14 protein-coding genes are annotated in these 17533 nt (G+C 39.7%); 13 read left to right on the forward strand and 1 reads right to left on the reverse strand.

All coding sequences use genetic code 11. The annotated features are described in order from the left end of the window. The first annotated feature begins 23 nt into the window (after window positions 1-23). The 13 genes from HCB49_RS05145 (at window position 24) to pnp (ending at window position 16413) form a co-directional block, all read left to right on the forward strand. Window positions 24-1730, forward strand: a complete 1707-nt coding sequence (locus HCB49_RS05145; RefSeq protein WP_185391275.1) for a proline--tRNA ligase — start codon at window positions 24-26, stop codon at window positions 1728-1730. A 105-nt stretch (window positions 1731-1835) separates the two neighbouring features. Next, entirely contained in the window at window positions 1836-6167 is a 4332-nt protein-coding gene (locus HCB49_RS05150; protein WP_185604292.1) for a PolC-type DNA polymerase III, read from the forward strand. A gap of 181 nt (window positions 6168-6348) precedes the next feature. Next, a complete protein-coding gene (gene rimP, locus HCB49_RS05155) occupies window positions 6349-6816 on the forward strand; it encodes a ribosome maturation factor RimP (RefSeq protein WP_185604293.1) in 468 nt (155 codons plus the stop codon). Between the two features lie 29 nt (window positions 6817-6845). Then, window positions 6846-7964, forward strand: coding sequence for a transcription termination factor NusA (nusA, locus tag HCB49_RS05160; protein ID WP_185479975.1), 1119 nt, complete (start codon window positions 6846-6848; stop codon window positions 7962-7964). A gap of 14 nt (window positions 7965-7978) precedes the next feature. Beyond that, a complete protein-coding gene (rnpM, locus tag HCB49_RS05165) occupies window positions 7979-8263 on the forward strand; it encodes an RNase P modulator RnpM (RefSeq protein WP_003722454.1) in 285 nt (94 codons plus the stop codon). Then, complete coding sequence (locus HCB49_RS05170) at window positions 8256-8555, forward strand: YlxQ family RNA-binding protein (RefSeq protein ID WP_003722455.1); 300 nt, start codon at window positions 8256-8258, stop codon at window positions 8553-8555. Before rnpM ends, HCB49_RS05170 begins: the two co-directional genes overlap by 8 nt. A gap of 22 nt (window positions 8556-8577) precedes the next feature. Beyond that, a complete protein-coding gene (gene infB / locus HCB49_RS05175) occupies window positions 8578-10926 on the forward strand; it encodes a translation initiation factor IF-2 (protein ID WP_185604294.1) in 2349 nt (782 codons plus the stop codon). Further along, window positions 10923-11201 carry a DUF503 domain-containing protein gene (locus tag HCB49_RS05180; RefSeq protein WP_149056196.1) on the forward strand — a complete coding sequence of 93 codons (279 nt, stop codon included), beginning with the start codon at window positions 10923-10925 and terminating at the stop codon, window positions 11199-11201. The genes infB and HCB49_RS05180 overlap by 4 nt, the downstream gene beginning before the upstream one ends. A 16-nt stretch (window positions 11202-11217) precedes the next feature. After that, the gene (rbfA, locus tag HCB49_RS05185) at window positions 11218-11562 is read left to right on the forward strand and encodes a 30S ribosome-binding factor RbfA (protein WP_003719600.1); all 345 of its coding nucleotides are present in this window, start codon (window positions 11218-11220) and stop codon (window positions 11560-11562) included. Window positions 11563-11658: 96 nt separating this feature from the next. Continuing rightward, window positions 11659-12573 (forward strand): tRNA pseudouridine(55) synthase TruB, encoded by a 915-nt coding sequence (gene truB, locus HCB49_RS05190; RefSeq protein WP_185604295.1) that lies wholly within the window; start codon window positions 11659-11661, stop codon window positions 12571-12573. Between the two features lie 71 nt (window positions 12574-12644). Further along, a complete protein-coding gene (locus tag HCB49_RS05195; RefSeq protein WP_185604296.1) occupies window positions 12645-13589 on the forward strand; it encodes a bifunctional riboflavin kinase/FAD synthetase in 945 nt (314 codons plus the stop codon). 136 nt (window positions 13590-13725) lie between these two features. Beyond that, window positions 13726-13995 (forward strand): 30S ribosomal protein S15, encoded by a 270-nt coding sequence (gene rpsO / locus HCB49_RS05200; RefSeq protein ID WP_003719603.1) that lies wholly within the window; start codon window positions 13726-13728, stop codon window positions 13993-13995. A gap of 246 nt (window positions 13996-14241) precedes the next feature. Continuing rightward, window positions 14242-16413: a polyribonucleotide nucleotidyltransferase gene (gene pnp / locus HCB49_RS05205; RefSeq protein ID WP_185604297.1), complete on the forward strand. Its 2172-nt coding sequence runs from the start codon at window positions 14242-14244 to the stop codon at window positions 16411-16413. A 39-nt stretch (window positions 16414-16452) separates the two neighbouring features. On the opposite strand, the gene rsgA is transcribed toward pnp, so the two are convergent. Continuing rightward, window positions 16453-17493, reverse strand: coding sequence for a ribosome small subunit-dependent GTPase A (rsgA, locus tag HCB49_RS05210; RefSeq protein WP_185604298.1), 1041 nt, complete (start codon window positions 17491-17493; stop codon window positions 16453-16455). Window positions 17494-17533 lie beyond the last annotated feature (40 nt).

Below are 17533 nucleotides of genomic sequence, written 5' to 3' on the forward strand. Positions count from 1 at the left end.
AAAGGGAAAAAGGGGTGTTTTAAATGCGTCAAACGATGACATTTATACCAACATTAAAAGAAGTTCCAGCTGATGCAGAAGTAAAGAGTCACCAATTACTTCTTCGCGCTGGTTTTATAAGACAAACGGCTAGTGGGATTTATAGTTATTTACCACTTGCAACATTAATGTTACGAAAAATCGAAACAATTATCCGTGAAGAATTAGAAGCAATTGGTGCGGCAGAATTATTAATGCCTGCACTTCAACCTGCGGAGCTTTGGCAAGAATCTGGTCGTTGGAATGATTACGGCCCAGAATTGATGCGTCTAAAAGACCGTGCTTCTCGTGACTTTGCGCTTGGACCAACACATGAGGAAGTTATTACGGCACTTTTACGTGATGAAGTTAAATCATATAAACGCTTGCCACTTACTTTATACCAAATTCAAACGAAATTCCGCGATGAAAAACGCCCACGCTTTGGTTTATTACGCGGTCGCGAATTCATTATGAAAGATGCTTATTCTTTCCATGCAACAAGTGAAAGTTTGGATGAAGTGTATAACCTGATGCACCAAGCTTATTCGAATATCTTTACTCGTTGTGGTCTTGAATTCCGTTCTGTTATTGCGGATTCTGGTTCTATTGGCGGAAATGAATCAAAAGAATTTATGGCGTTATCTGATATTGGTGAAGATACGATTGCTTATAGTGATGCTTCCGATTATGCAGCTAACACAGAAATGGCTCCAGTTTTATATATGGAGAAAAAATCGCATGAGTTAGAGAAAGACTTAGAAAAAGTTGCCACTCCTGATCAAAAATCAATTGGAGATATTGTTGAGTTTTTAGAAGTTCCAATTGAAAAAACGATGAAGTCGATGCTTTATCAAGTAGATGAAGAAGTCATTATGGTACTCGTTCGCGGTGACCATGAAGTAAATGATATTAAAATCAAAAATGCATTAGATGCAACCAATGTAGAATTAGTAGACCCAGCTGTTGCAGTCGAACTACTAGGAGCAAACTTTGGTTCACTAGGGCCAATCGGCGTTCCTGAAAATACACGTGTATTTGCGGATAATGCTGTTAAAGATATCGTCAACGCGGTAGCTGGCGCAAACGAAGATGGTTTCCACTATATCAATGTGAATCCGGATCGTGATTTTACTGTAACTAGCTATTTTGATTTACGTATGATCCAAGTAGGCGATTTATCTCCTGATGGTCAAGGCGTAATCAAATTTGCAGAAGGTATTGAAGTTGGTCATATTTTCAAACTTGGAACGAAATATAGCCAAGCGATGAATGCGACAATTTTGGATGAAAACGGCCGTGCGCAACCAATTATTATGGGTTGTTATGGAATCGGCGTATCTCGTATTCTATCTGCCATCGCGGAACAATCGAATGATGAAAATGGTTTTGTATGGGATAAACAAATTAGCCCATTTGATTTACATTTAATTCCTGTTAACATGAAGAGTGAAGAGCAAGTTGCCTTTGCAGAAACGCTTTATACGTCACTACAAGGTGCTGGCTTTAGCGTGTTAATCGATGATCGTGCTGAACGTGCGGGCGTTAAATTTGCGGACGCAGATTTAATTGGCTTACCAATCCGTATTACAGTAGGGAAAAAAGCAGCGGAAGGTGTCGTTGAAGTGAAAATCAGAAAAACTGGCGAAATGATTGAAGTTCGCCAAGATGAACTTCTAAACACGCTACCTATTCTCTTTGGAGATAAATAATTTATTGAGCAATTTGTGCCAGATGAAACTCCACTCGTTCCTATAAAAACGGGCTATGAGGGACATCTGGCTTTTATAAATTTGAATGAAGGGGTGTTATTCGGAATGACTGCAAAAGAGGAAGAAAAACAAGAACGATTTCAGCTGTTAATGACACAAATCGGTTTACAAGATGTAACGACTTACGAAGAATTTACAAAAGAAGCTAAAATCGAAAAGCTCATTGCCGACAAGAAAAATAAAACATGGCAATTTTATTTACACGTTCCACAAATTTTCCCAGCAGCACTTTTCCATATGATGGACGTTGGGATGAAGCGCGCATTTAGCCAAATTGCGGAAACGGAAATGCAAATAGTTCCAGAAAATCAAACAATCAACGAAACACTCATTCAAGATTATTGGAATTTAATCGTAGAGCCAATTGGCAAGCAGTCACCGATGATTGGAAAACTTCTAATGGAGCAAAAGCCTACGTTTAAAGAGCCGCATTTTATTGAATTAGCTGTTCATAACGATATGGAAGAAGCAACTATTCAACAACGATTCCAAGCGAAAATTATTGAAAGCTACGGAAAAGCTGGTTTTCCCCGTCTAGCAATGAAAATGCATATGCTCGATCAGTCAGAAACAGAAGAATATAAAGCTTTTGCGCAGGCTAAACAAGAAGAAGATCAGAAAAAAGCGGCAGAAGCTGTTCAAGTTATGCAAAAACGCCAAGCTGAAGGACAAAGCGGCGGCGGGGCAGCTCCACTTACTGGCCCATTCCAAATTGGTTATAAAATTAAAGATGACGAAGAAGTCAAACGTCTTGGCGATATTTATGATGAAGAACGTCGTATTACCGTCCAAGGTTTAATCTTCGCAACGGAAATTAGAGAGCTTCGCAGCGGTCGTAGCTTGTTACAATTTAAAATTACCGACTATACAAGTTCGATGATTATAAAAATGTTTTCTCGCGATAACGAAGATGCCGCGATGTTCCAGAATTTGAAAAAAGGCATGTGGGTTAAAGTACGAGGAAGCGTTCAAAATGATACTTTCGTGCGTGATCTTATTATGATGGCGCAAGATGTTAATGAAATCGCTGGCGTGAAGCGACTTGATACAGCCGAAGAAAAACGGGCAGAACTACACCTTCATTCTCCAATGAGTCAAATGGATGCGACTTCATCCGTTGATGCGCTATTCAAACAAGCAGCTGATTGGGGCCATAAAGCGATTGCGATTACTGATCACTCTGTCGCACAATCATTCCCAGAAGCATATGGCGCCGGTCAAAAATACGGCTTAAAAGTTATTTTTGGTATCGAAGCCAATTTGATAGATGATGGTGTTCCGATTGCTTATAACGATCAACACATCGCCTTACAAGATGCAACTTACTGCGTATTTGATGTAGAGACTACTGGTTTATCAGCCGTTTATGATACGATTATCGAGCTTGCGGGCGTAAAAATGAAAAATGGCGAGATTATTGATAAATTTGAAGCTTTTATTGATCCAGGGCATCCACTTTCCGCAACTACCATTAATTTAACAGGTATTACGGACGACATGGTCAAAGGTTCTGATCCAATCGATGTAGTGTTAAAACGATTCAAGGAATGGAGTGCTGACGATATTCTTGTAGCCCACAATGCTTCTTTTGATATGGGCTTTATTAACACTGCCTACGAAAAAGTTGGTTTAGAAAAAGCAGAAAATGCAGTTGTCGATACGTTAGAATTGGCACGTTTTCTTTATCCGCATTTCAAAAATCACCGCTTAAATACTTTAACGAAAAAATTCAATATTATTCTTGAGCAACATCACCGAGCTGTTTTTGATGCCGAAGCTACGGCATATTTAGCTTGGAAATTGATTAAAGATGCGAAAGAGATGCATGATATCGATTTCCACGATTCGTTAAATGACTACATGGGAGAAGGCGACGCATACAAACGTGCGCGACCATTCCATGCTACAATTTATGCGCAAACAGCTGTTGGCTTAAAAAACTTATTTAAATTAATTACAATGTCTAATATCAATTACTTTTATCGTGTGCCACGAATTCCGCGCTCACAATTAAAGAAATTACGCGAAGGCTTAATTATCGGAACGGCATGTAGCCAAGGGGAATTGTTTGAAGCAATGATGCAAAAAGGGATGCAAGCTGCGGAAAAAGTAGCGGAATTCTATGATTTCATTGAAGTTCAACCAAAACCAGTATACGCGCCGCTTATTGAGCGTGAACTCGTTCGTGATGAAAAAGCATTAGAAGAAATTTTGAAAAATATTGTCCGCGTTGGTGAAAAAACAGGCAAACCAGTTGTAGCGACCGGTAATGTGCACTACAAAGATCCTGTAGATAAAATTTATCGTAAAATCTTAATTCATTCACAAGGTGGGGCAAATCCGCTGAATCGCGCTGAATTACCAGATGTCCATTTCCGCACAACAGATGAAATGTTAAAAGAATTTGCTTTCCTTGGTGAAGAAAAAGCGAAAGAAATTGTTGTAACGAATCCTAATGTTGTAGTGGATTGGATGGAAGATTTAAAGCCAATTAAAGACGAGCTATACACACCAAAAATCGACGGTGCCGAAGATGAAGTTCGTGATATGAGTTATGCAATGGCGCACCAATTATACGGTGAAAATTTGCCAGAAATCGTAGAAGCTCGACTAGAAAAAGAACTGAAAAGTATTATCGGACACGGGTTCGCGGTTATTTATCTCATCTCGCATAAACTTGTTAAGAAGTCACTTGTGGACGGCTATTTGGTTGGTTCGCGGGGATCGGTTGGTTCTTCCTTCGTTGCGACAATGACGGAAATTACCGAGGTGAATCCACTTCCACCGCATTATCTTTGCCCGAATTGTAAGGATTCTGAGTTCTTTGATGATGGTTCGGTTGGTTCTGGTTTTGACTTACCTGACAAAGATTGCCCTCATTGTGGTACAGCCTATCAAAAAGAAGGACAAGATATTCCGTTTGAAACTTTCTTAGGATTTAAAGGGGATAAAGTACCCGATATCGACTTAAACTTCTCGGGAGACTATCAACCCGTAGCCCATGCGTATACGAAAGAAATTTTTGGAGAAGATTACGTTTTCCGAGCTGGTACGATTGGTACGGTAGCCGAGAAAACTGCTTTTGGTTATGTTCGAAACTATGAACGTGATATGAATATGACTATTCGCGGCGCTGAAATTGATCGCCTTGTTGCAGGATGTACAGGCGTTAAACGAACTACCGGACAGCATCCAGGCGGTATTATCGTTATTCCAGATTATATGGACGTTTATGATTTTACACCAGTACAATTTCCGGCAGATGCGACGGATTCGGAATGGAAAACAACCCATTTTGACTTCCACTCGATTCATGATAACGTATTAAAACTCGATATACTTGGACACGATGATCCGACCGCTATCCGGATGTTACAGGATTTGAGCGGTATCGATCCAAAAACAATCCCAACCGATGATCCGGATGTGATGAAACTATTCGGTTCCACAGAGTCACTTGGTGTGAAACCAGCAGATATCGACTCCAAAACCGGAACACTGGGAATTCCAGAGTTTGGAACACGTTTCGTACGACAAATGTTAGAACAAACGAAACCAACAACATTTTCTGAGCTAGTGCAAATTTCTGGTCTTTCCCACGGGACGGACGTTTGGCTTGGAAATGCCGAAGAATTAATCAAAAATAAAACATGCGAACTACCAGACGTAATTGGTTGTCGTGATGATATTATGGTATTCCTCATTTATCAAGGATTAGAAAGCTCGTTAGCCTTTAAAATTATGGAATCAGTACGTAAAGGGAAAGGCTTAACAGACGAAATGGAAGAAGCGATGATGGCAAATAAAGTGCCGCTTTGGTACATTGAATCTTGTAAAAAAATCAAGTACATGTTCCCGAAAGCCCATGCTGCAGCTTACGTTTTAATGGCAGTGCGGATTGCTTATTTCAAAGTACATCATCCACTATTTTTCTACGCAACTTATTTCACTGTTCGTGCCGATGATTTCGATTTAACATCGATGGTAAACGGAAAAGAAGCTGTGAAAGCAACCATGAAAGAAGTGAATGACAAAGGATTAGAAGCTTCAACTAAAGAGAAAAACTTATTAACTGTTTTAGAAATTGCGAACGAAATGCTTGCTCGTGGATACCATTTCCAAAAAGTCGATTTATACAAATCGTCTGCGGATGAATTTTTAATTGATGGCGACTCGCTTATCCCGCCATTCAACGCGATTCCGAGTCTTGGAACAAACGTAGCGAAGCAAATTGTTGCTGCTCGTGAAAACGGGGAATTCTTATCCAAAGAAGACTTACAACAACGCGGAAAAGTATCGAAAACGATTATTCAGTACATGGATGATCAAGGATGCTTGGAAGGTTTGCCTGATCAAAATCAGCTATCACTGTTCTAAAAATGGGCAAAACTTGCTTGTAGTCACAATTTGTGATAAACTTATTTAAGAAATACTACGATAACTCAGCCAAGCGTGGGCCAATGCCCACGCTTTCGTTTTGCAAATCTGTCAAAGAGTCACCTGTGGCAGAAGTAGGGGACGAATTAGCTGGAAAAGCGTATCTCTTAAGGAGGCTGAAATGAGTAAAGTACTAGAACAAGTAGAAGCAATTGTTGCGCCAATCACGGATGAACTTCAATTGGAACTCGTAGACATTGCCTTTGAAAAAGAAGGGCCGAATTGGTTTTTACGAATTTTTATTGATAAAGATGGTGGCGTAGATATTGATGAATGCGCAGCCGTGAGCGAAAAAGTTAGTGGAAAAATGGACGAAAATGATCCGATTACACAAAACTACTTTTTAGAAGTATCATCACCAGGGGCTGAACGTCCACTGAAGAAAGAGCAAGATTTTGAAAATGCGGTAAGTAAATATGTCCACATAACTTCTTATGAGCCAATTGATGGCCGTAAAATGTGGGAAGGAACGCTCGTTAGTTATGACGGGACAACACTTGTCATTACTATCACGGACAAGACACGCAAAATCACTTGTGAAATTCCTAAAGACAAAGTAGCCAAAGCAAGACTTGCAATTCAATTTTAAAAAGCAAAGAATAAGGAGCTGAATAAAAAATGAGCACAGAATTATTAGATGCTCTTCATGTGTTAGAACATGATAAAGGTATTTCAAGAGAGGTTTTAGTAGAAGCAATCGAAGCTGCTCTTACTTCCGCATATAAAAGAAACTTCAAAGATGCACAAAACGTACGCGTAGATTTAAATATGGAAAACGGTTCTATCCGTGTTTTAGCTAGAAAAGAAGCGGTAGAACAAGTATTTGACTCTCGCCTTGAAATTTCGATGGAAGAAGCACACAAACTGAACCCTGTATATCAACCTGGTGACGTTGTTGAGCTTGAAGTAACGCCAAAAGATTTCGGACGTATTGCTGCTCAAACAGCGAAACAAGTTGTAACTCAACGTGTTCGTGAAGCGGAACGTGGCATCATTTATGATGAATTTATCGACCGCGAAGATGACATTATGACTGGTATCGTGGAACGTCAAGATTCTCGTTTTATCTATGTAAACCTTGGTAAAATCGAAGCAATTTTGTCCCAAAACGAGCAAATGCCAAACGAAACTTACCATGCACATGACCGCATCAAAGTGTATTTAACAAAAGTAGAGAAGACGACTAAAGGGCCGCAAATCTTTGTATCCCGTACACATCCTGGTTTACTGAAACGTCTTTTTGAAATGGAAGTACCGGAAATTTATGACGGTGTTGTAGAAATTAAATCCGTTGCACGTGAAGCAGGAGACCGTTCGAAAATCTCTGTTTACACAGCAAATGAAGAAGTTGACCCAGTTGGCGCATGTGTTGGACCAAAAGGCGCACGTGTACAAACTATCGTTAATGAGCTTAAAGGCGAAAAAATCGATATCGTTGAATGGTCAGATGATCCTTTCACATTCGTAGCCAATGCACTTAGCCCGTCTAAAGTGTTAGATGTTATTGTGAACGAAGCGGACCAAGCAACAACGGTAATCGTACCAGATTATCAGTTATCATTAGCAATTGGTAAACGCGGTCAAAATGCCCGTTTAGCAGCGAAATTAACTGGTTGGAAAATTGATATTAAAAGTGAAACAGTTGCAACTGAACTAGGCATCTATCCTCGTAACGGTGTAGAAGCGCCTGAAGTAGAAGAAGCAGAGAGTGAAACTTATACAGAAGATGAAGAGTAAAAAGGAGAATTATCATGCGTAATAAAAAAATCCCCCTTCGAAAATGTATTATTACCGGTGAACGCTTGCCAAAAGGCGAACTTCTTCGTATTGCGTATTCGAAAGACGGAGCGCTTACGATAGATCCTACAGGTAAAGCACCTGGACGTGGTTTTTACATTGTTAAAAGTGTCGAAGCCTGTGAAAAAGCGAAAAAGAAAAACGCTATTTTTCATCAACTAAAAATGCCAGAACAAGAGTCCTTTTATGATGAGCTAATCGCTTATGTGAAGTCTCTCGAGGAACCAACGAATGGATAAAAAAGCACTTTCCTTATTAGGCCTCGCGAACCGAGCACGTAAAATTACTACTGGTGAAGAATTAGTATTAAAAGCAGTTAGAAATGGGAAAGCAAAAATGGTTCTCATTTCAGAAGATATATCCGAAAAAACCGAGAAAACAATCCGCAACAAGTGTGAATACTATAATGTTGTCGTGAAAAAAGCCGGTACCCGGGAAATGATAGGGGGTGCAATCGGCAAAGATACACGTGCAATCGTTGCAATACTTGATAAAGGATTTGCTGTTAAATTAGCAGAATTACTCGGTTGAATCTTATACGGAGGTGTACGACATGAGTAAAGTTCGTGTATATGAATACGCAAAAGAACATCAAGTATCAAGCAAAAAAGTCATTGAAGCATTAAAAGACTTAGGTATTGAAGTGGCCAATCATATGTCCACTATTAATGAAAATGCATTAAGACAATTAGATAATGCCGTTGATGGCACAAATAAAAAAGCCGAAGCACCAAAGAAAGAAACTACTAGCAACGAAAATGGAAATAGTAAGGGGCCAAACAAACCGAATATGACAAATAGTAATGAAAAGTCGAATAAACCAAATAAACCAGCAGGGCAAGCTAATAAACCAGCCACTGCAAACAAAAGCCAAGGTGCAAAACCAGCAACAAACAAACCAGCAAACACAGGAAACCAAACACAATCAAACGGTAACCAACAACAAGCTGGCGGACAAAAACGTAACAACAATAACAACAGCAATCGTCCAGGTGGCGGCAACTCAAACCGTCCAGGCGGAAACAATCGTCCGAATCGCGGCGGCAATTTTAACAATAAAGGCCGTAATACGAAGAAAAAAGGTAAGTTAAACCACAGTACGGTTCCGCCAACTCCGCCAAAACCAAAAGAACTTCCTGAAAAAATCGTTTTCAGCGAATCTTTAACAGTAGCGGAATTAGCGAAAAAATTATACAGAGAACCATCTGAACTTATCAAAAAATTATTTATGCTTGGCGTTGTTGCGACAATCAACCAATCATTAGATAAAGATGCGATCGAACTAATTTGTGACGACTACGGTGTGCAAGTAGAAGAAGAAATTAAAGTCGATGTAACTGACTTAGATGTGTACTTTGAAAATGAACTAAATGAAGCAGTTGACGAGTCTAAACTTGTTGAACGCCCACCAGTTGTTACTATCATGGGACACGTTGACCATGGTAAAACAACATTACTAGATTCTCTTCGTAATACAAAAGTTACTTTAGGAGAAGCTGGTGGTATCACGCAACATATCGGTGCTTACCAACTAGAAATTCATGACAAAAAAATCACTTTCCTTGATACACCGGGACATGCTGCCTTTACAGCGATGCGTGCTCGTGGTGCGCAAATCACGGATATTACGATTTTAGTTGTTGCAGCAGATGATGGCGTTATGCCACAAACAATTGAAGCAATCAACCATGCGAAAGCTGCGGGAATGCCGATTATTGTTGCTGTCAACAAAATTGATAAACCACAAGCGAACCCAGACCGCGTAATGCAAGAATTAACTGAGTATGAATTAGTTCCAGAAGCATGGGGCGGCGATACAATTTTCGCACCAATCTCAGCTAAATTCGGTGAAGGTCTTGAAAACTTGTTAGATATGATTTTACTTGTTTCTGAAGTAGAAGAATTAAAAGCAAATCCAGACCGTCGCGCAATCGGTTCTGTCATCGAAGCAGAACTTGATAAAGGTCGTGGTCCAGTTGCGACTTTACTAGTACAAGACGGAACACTTAATATCGGAGACCCAATTGTTGTTGGTAACACGTTCGGTCGTGTCCGTGCAATGGTCAATGATTTAGGCCGTCGCGTGAAAAAAGTAGGTCCAAGCACACCAGTTGAAATCACTGGATTAAATGATGTACCTCAAGCTGGCGATCGCTTCGTTGTTTTTGAAGATGAAAAAACAGCAAGAAATATCGGAGAAACTCGTGCAAGCCGTGCGTTAGTAGCACAGCGTTCCGCAACAAACCGCGTAAGTTTAGACAACTTATTTGAACATATGAAGGCTGGCGAAATGAAAGAAGTTAACGTTATTATTAAAGCAGACGTTCAAGGTTCTGTAGAGGCTCTTGCTGCATCTCTTCGCAAAATTGATGTAGAAGGCGTTAACGTAAAAATCATTCATACTGCCGTTGGTGCAATCAATGAATCAGATATTACTTTAGCAGCAGCTTCAAATGCGATTATTATTGGATTTAACGTTCGTCCAACAACACAAGCGCGTGAAGCAGCAGAAAACGAAAGTGTAGATATTCGTTTACACCGTGTTATCTATAAAGCAATTGATGAAATCGAAGCAGCGATGAAAGGGATGCTTGATCCAGAATTCCAAGAAAAAATTATTGGTCAAGCGCAAGTTCGTCAAACAATCAACGTTTCTAAAGTGGGTACAATTGCCGGCTGTTACGTAACAGATGGTAAAATTACTCGTGATAGCGGCGTTCGTATTATCCGTGACGGAATTGTAGTCTTTGAAGGCGAAATTGCTACACTTAAACGCTTTAAAGATGATGCGAAAGAAGTTGCAAAAGGTTACGAATGTGGTATCACAGTACAAAACTTCAACGATATTAAAGAAGATGATGTCATTGAAGCGTACGTTATGGAAGAAATTGAAAGAAAATGATTCAATCAGTCGTTAGTGAATTTTTCATGCAGGAACCACAAAACCTCAAAGAAAAACGCGCTATCCTGAAACGAATTGTAACAAGAGCAAAACAAAAATTCAATATCTCTATAGCTGAAACGGATTATCAGGATTTATGGCAGCGGGCGGAAATAAGCTTTGCTGTCGTATCTTCCTCGCATATTCAAGCAGAAAAAGAAGCCAGAGAAGTACTTGCTTTTCTCGATTCTTTTCCTGAGTGGGAACGCGCCGAGACAGTTATGGAGAAGTTATAAAAAGAGGTGAATACACTTGAACGTACGAGCAAATCGTGTCAGTGAGCAAATGAAAAAAGAATTGGGCGATATTTTAAATCGTAAAATTAAAGACCCGCGCTTAGGTTTTGTAACCGTAACTGGAGTAGATGTTACTGGTGACTTACAAGAAGCTAAGGTGTTCATTTCCATTCTTGGTACCGATAAGGAAAAAGAAAATACGTTACTCGCACTTGCGAAAGCGCATGGCTTTATCCGCTCTGAAATCGGTCGCCGTATTCGACTTCGTAAAGTTCCAGAAATGTCTTTTGAAATAGATAATTCCATCGCTTACGGAAATCGAATCGATGAATTGCTTCGTGACTTAAATAACGATCAATAATAAATAAAAGTTTAAGGCAATCCCTTTATCTTCTCAGTCAAACGGGATGTAAGTGGGTCATTGTCTTAAACTTTTTTTCTTAGAAGGAGGAGCTTGATGAACGGTATTATCCCACTGTGGAAAGAACGCGGGATGACAAGTCATGATTGCGTTTTTAAATTAAGAAAAATTTTACATACGAAAAAAGTGGGGCATACAGGTACACTTGATCCAGAAGTAGAAGGTGTGCTGCCAATTTGCATCGGACGTGCCACAAAACTCGCGGAATATGTAACTGATGAAGGTAAAGTCTATGTAGCAGAAATAACACTAGGTAAATCGACTACGACAGAAGATGCGACTGGTGAAACGGTTATGACCAAAGAACTAGCTGAAATTTCGGCAACAGAACTTCAAGCCGCACTCACGAAACTAACGGGAAAAATTACCCAGATTCCACCAATGTTTTCCGCTGTAAAAGTCAACGGCAAGAAATTGTATGAATATGCAAGAGCTGGAATAGAGGTAGAACGCCCATCCAGACAAGTGGATATTTATTCGTTAACCCGTTTAGATGGCGATACAGAGCTAAATGCAACGAATCCAACATTCCAATTAGAAATTGCTTGCGGAAAAGGAACCTATATCCGCACACTGGCAGTCATGATTGGCGAGTTACTAGGCTACCCGGCACATATGTCCAAACTAGAACGGACGCGCAGTGGTTTTTTCCAAAAAGAAGATTGCTTAACGCTCGCAGAAATTGACGAAATGATGCAAGCGAATGATAACGGCTTTTTATATCCACTTGAAAAAGGCATCGAATCGATGGCAAAACTTGTCATTGATGAAGAAACCCACGCAAAAGTACTAAATGGCGGACTTTTACCCAAATCAGTCTTTGCTGTAGTGGAAAATGAACCTCGTGCAGCGCTCATTTTTAACGATAAATTAACAGCAATATATAAACCACATCCAGAGAAAAAAGACCTTTGGAAACCAGAGAAGGTCATCGAGTTACATCAAGCATAGTTATTGCGACTGCAACTTTCTTATATTATGATATGAGAGGAATTCGAATTTAGAGGAGAAGTGGCAAAAAAATGAAGACGATATACTTACATCATCCGATTACAACGGACGAGTGGACAGACGTGAAAAAAGTAATGGCGCTTGGCTTTTTCGATGGCGTGCATTTAGGTCATCAAGCAGTTATTAAACAAGCGAAACAAATTGCTGAACAAAAAGGCCTTCAAACCGCAGTACTAACTTTTGATCCGCATCCATCTGTCGTTTTAAGCAACATCCGCAAACAAGTAAAATATCTAACTCCACTGGAAGATAAAGCTGAAAAAATGGCGGAACTTGGCGTAGATATTATGTATGTAGTTCGCTTTACAACGCAGTTTTCAGAAATATCCCCGCAAGACTTTGTCGATAACTACTTAGTCGCTTTAAATGTAGAACACGTCGTAGCAGGTTTTGACTATTCTTACGGCAAAAAAGGTGAAGGCAAAATGAACGATTTGGCCGACTTTGCCAAGGGTCGTTTTGAGGTGACTGTTGTTGATAAGCAAACAGCTGCTAGTGATAAAATTAGCTCGACCAACATTAGACGCGCCATTACAGAAGGCGAACTAGAAGAAGCAAATCAATTACTAGGCTATCCTTACACAACAAAAGGAACTGTCATTCACGGCGATAAGCGTGGGAGAACAATTGGTTTTCCGACAGCGAACATCCGCGTAAATGAAGATTATTTGATTCCGAAGCTTGGTGTCTATGCAGTGAAATTCCGTGTAAATGGAGAAACTCACTTGGGAATGGCAAGCATTGGTTATAACATCACGTTTAAAGATGACCAAGCATTATCCATTGAAGTATACATTCTAGATTTCCACCGCGAAATTTACGGCGAAGAAGCAGAGATTGAATGGTATCAATTTTTCCGTCCAGAACTTAAATTTAATGGTGTAGAAGGTCTGATTGCCCAGTTAGAAAAAGACGAACAAGATACAAGAGCTTTTTTTGCTAATTTAGAAGATTAAACGACTATTTCTGCTTGCTTTTAGAGGCTAAATAGTGTATCTTTAAATCTGTACGAACAGAACCATTACTTGGCTTTTGCGACTCACCGACGCTTGGCTCAGTAATTGGGGATATTTTAGAAGGAGGTGGAAAGAAATGGCTTTAACTCAAGAACGCAAAAATGAAATTATTGCAGAGTACCGTGTCCATGATACAGATACTGGTTCACCAGAAGTACAAATCGCTGTATTAACTGCTGAAATCAATAGCTTAAATGAACACGTTCGCGTACACAAAAAAGATCATCACTCTTACCGTGGATTAATGAAAATGGTAGGTCACCGTCGTAACCTATTAACTTACCTACGTAAAAAAGATGTTCAACGTTACCGCGAACTTATCAAACGTTTAGGTTTACGTCGATAAAAACCAGACGAAAGCGGGATACCAAAAGTTCCCGCTTTTTTTTGAGTATTAACTATACTAAATTTTGGAAAGCACGACGAAGAAATGAAACTTTATCGCATGAATCCAAAAACGTGCTTCAGAAAATCGCTATTCGTAGTAGGTTTTTGGATTCATGTGTGCTTTAGACAATCTAAAGTGTGCGTGAACATTCTTATGCATGGTAAAGTTTCTGGTTCGTGTTTCCTAATAAAAGGAGATTAAAATATGTCTGAAAAACAAGTGTTTTCAACAGAATGGGCAGGTAAAACATTATCTGTTGAAGTAGGTCAATTAGCAAAACAAGCAAGTGGGGCAGCATTAATTCGTTACGGTGATACAGTCGTTTTAACAGCAGCAGTAGGTTCTAAAAAACCACGTCCAGGCGACTTTTTCCCATTAACTGTTAACTATGAAGAAAAAATGTATTCCGTTGGTAAAGTTCCCGGTGGATTCTTAAAACGTGAAGGACGTCCAAGTGACCGTGCGACATTAACTGCGCGCCTAATCGACCGTCCAATCCGTCCATTATTTGCAGAAGGTTTCCGTAATGAAGTTCAAATTACTTCTACTGTTTTCAGTGTGGATCAAGATTGTTCTCCAGAAATGGCAGCAATGCTTGGATCTTCTGTAGCGTTAGTAATTTCTGATATCCCATTTGAAGGGCCAATCGCAGGTGTAGATGTTGGTCGTATTGATGGAAAATACGTTATTAACCCAACAATCGAGCAAGCAGAAAAAAGCGATATTAGCTTAACTGTTGCAGGAACTTATGATGCAATCAACATGGTAGAAGCTGGAGCGAAAGAAGTTTCAGAAGAAGCAATGCTTGAAGCAATTATGTTTGGTCATGAAGAAATTAAACGTCTTTGTGAATTCCAACAACAAATTATCGCTGCCGTTGGTAAAGAAAAACGCGAAATCGAACTTTTCGTAAGCGATCCTGAACTTGAAGCAGAAGTAAAAGCAGCAAGCGAAGGCAAAATGAAAACTGCTATTAAAACAGAAGAGAAAAAAGCGCGTGAAGCAGCAATTGAAGATGTAAAAGAAGAAATCTTAGAAAGCTATAAAGCGAAAGAATTAGAAAATGAAGCTGAAATTCTTAGCGAAGTAGCTCATATTCTTGAAATGATTGAAAAAGACGAAATGCGTCGTCTTATTTCGCAAGATAAAATCCGTCCAGATGGCCGTAAAGTAAACGAAATTCGTCCACTTTCTTCTGAAGTTGGCATGCTTCCTCGTGTCCATGGTTCTGGTTTATTCACTCGTGGCCAAACACAAGCTCTAAGCGTATGTACATTAGCACCGCTTCGTGAACACCAAATCATTGATGGTCTAGGAACAGAAGAATACAAACGCTTTATGCATCATTATAATTTCCCGCAATTCAGTGTTGGGGAAACTGGTCCTCGTCGTGCTCCGGGTCGTCGTGAAATCGGTCACGGTGCATTAGGCGAACGAGCACTTCAATATGTTATTCCTTCCGAAGAGGAATTCCCATACACAATCCGTTTAGTATCAGAAGTTCTTGAATCTAACGGATCTAGCTCTCAAGCAAGTATTTGTGGTTCTACACTTGCAATGCTTGACGCTGGTGTTCCAATTAAAGCGCCAGTTGCAGGTATCGCGATGGGTCTTGTAAAACTTGGTGATGACTACACAATCCTTTCTGATATCCAAGGTATGGAAGATCACTTTGGTGATATGGACTTTAAAGTTGCTGGGACAAAAGACGGTATTACAGCACTTCAAATGGACATCAAAATCGATGGCTTAAGCCGTCAAATTTTGGACGAAGCATTAACGCAAGCAAAAGAAGGTCGCTTACACATTCTAGAACACTTAACTAGTACAATTAGCGCACCTCGTGAAGAACTTTCTGCTTATGCTCCAAAAATTATTACACTTAATATCAAACCAGAGAAAATTAAAGATGTTATCGGACCTGGTGGAAAACAAATCAATGCTATCATTGAAGAAACTGGCGTAAAAATTGATATCGAACAAGATGGCACAGTTTATATTGCTTCCCAAGATCAAGCAATGAACCGTAAAGCAATTGCTATCATTGAAGACATCGTTCGTGAAGTAGTAGTGGGAGAAGTTTACACTGGTAAAGTTCGTCGTATCGAAAAATTTGGCGCATTTGTTGAATTATTCAAAGGTACAGACGGTTTAGTTCATATCTCTGAATTAGCGCATGAACGTGTTGGTAAAGTAGAAGATATTCTAAAACTTGGCGATGAAGTTACAGTGAAAGTTATCGAAGTAGACCAACAAGGTCGTGTTAACTTATCGCGTAAAGCTTTGCTTGAGAAAAAAGAACAACCAGAAGGCGACAAAAAACCACAAGCAGAGAAGAAATTCTACCCAAAAACGAAAAAACCAGAATCTAAATAATACAAAAAGCAAGTAGCCTGAGCTACTTGCTTTTTTTTACTATTTTTTCGGACGTGTTTTTAAATGTGTCCGAAGTGATTTTTGAATAACTTTCCAGCGATCACGTTCCTGTCTTGCTAGAGCAGGACTATTTTTTCGTGCATGGTAAGCCATTTCACGCTGTAATTTCAACCAATTCTCGTAGTGTTGCATGGATAAACTACCATCTTCTAGAGCAGCTTGTACAGCGCAACCAGGTTCTTGTGTATGGGAACAATCATGGAAACGACAGCCTTCAGCAAGCTCCTCCACATCTGAAAAAGTAGTCTCCAATCCAGCTTGATTTAAACCAATTCCGAATTCGCGCATTCCTGGTGTATCAATCACAATCCAACCATTATCTAGCAAATGCATTTCTCGGTGTGTCGTAGTATGTTTCCCTTTACTATCATCTTCGCGAATACCAGCAGTTTTCATCAAATCAGTACCTGCAAGCGAATTAATAAAAGAAGATTTACCAACACCAGAAGAACCGAGTAAAACAAGAGTGCTATTCGGCTTCAAATCGCGTTCTAGCGCTTCAAAACCATTGTGAGACAAATTATCCACATAATACGCTGGGACGCCATATGCGACAGTTTCGAGCTGCTGAGCATAGGAAGTTAAATCCTCGGCTAAATCTGCTTTCGTCAAAATAATAATCGGCGTAGCGCCACTATCCCAAGCAACCGTTAAATAACGTTCTAGGCGATTTAAATTAAAGTCGTGATTCAAACTCATCACAATAAGCGCATAGTCAAAATTCGCCGCAATCAATTGTTCCTCAGAATCTTTATTCATTCGGGAAAAGACCGTTTTCCGTTCTAAAACAGACAGAATTTGTGCTTCACTGCTCACCTCGACAAAATCGCCAACAGCAGGCAGTGCAGTAGTGGATAATTCATAAAAATTCCCACGTTTAAGGGACGTTAAAAATTCCCCATTTTCAGTAACTACTCGGTAATAATCTCTAAATACCGCAGTAACTCTGCCGTAAGAAGAAGTAGTAGCTATTTTTTGTTCATTAAAAAAATGTGTAAAACCATATTTTTCTAGTATCAATTTTTCCGCTCCTTTGTTGTTGGGAGCATCCTATAGGTAA

This window comes from Listeria cossartiae subsp. cayugensis (assembly GCF_014229095.1).
Taxonomy (GTDB): Bacteria; Bacillota; Bacilli; order Lactobacillales; family Listeriaceae; genus Listeria; species Listeria cayugensis.

Excerpts from the sequence above, each read along its gene's own strand:
- HCB49_RS05145 (WP_185391275.1), top strand. The coding sequence starts at position 24 with ATGCGTCAAACGATGACATTTATACCAACATTAAAAGAAGTTCCAGCT.
- HCB49_RS05150 (WP_185604292.1), top strand. The coding sequence starts at position 1,836 with ATGACTGCAAAAGAGGAAGAAAAACAAGAACGATTTCAGCTGTTAATG.
- rimP (WP_185604293.1), top strand. The coding sequence starts at position 6,349 with ATGAGTAAAGTACTAGAACAAGTAGAAGCAATTGTTGCGCCAATCACG.
- nusA (WP_185479975.1), top strand. The coding sequence starts at position 6,846 with ATGAGCACAGAATTATTAGATGCTCTTCATGTGTTAGAACATGATAAA.
- rnpM (WP_003722454.1), top strand. The coding sequence starts at position 7,979 with ATGCGTAATAAAAAAATCCCCCTTCGAAAATGTATTATTACCGGTGAA.
- HCB49_RS05170 (WP_003722455.1), top strand. The coding sequence starts at position 8,256 with ATGGATAAAAAAGCACTTTCCTTATTAGGCCTCGCGAACCGAGCACGT.
- infB (WP_185604294.1), top strand. The coding sequence starts at position 8,578 with ATGAGTAAAGTTCGTGTATATGAATACGCAAAAGAACATCAAGTATCA.
- HCB49_RS05180 (WP_149056196.1), top strand. The coding sequence starts at position 10,923 with ATGATTCAATCAGTCGTTAGTGAATTTTTCATGCAGGAACCACAAAAC.
- truB (WP_185604295.1), top strand. The coding sequence starts at position 11,659 with ATGAACGGTATTATCCCACTGTGGAAAGAACGCGGGATGACAAGTCAT.
- HCB49_RS05195 (WP_185604296.1), top strand. The coding sequence starts at position 12,645 with ATGAAGACGATATACTTACATCATCCGATTACAACGGACGAGTGGACA.
- rpsO (WP_003719603.1), top strand. The coding sequence starts at position 13,726 with ATGGCTTTAACTCAAGAACGCAAAAATGAAATTATTGCAGAGTACCGT.
- pnp (WP_185604297.1), top strand. The coding sequence starts at position 14,242 with ATGTCTGAAAAACAAGTGTTTTCAACAGAATGGGCAGGTAAAACATTA.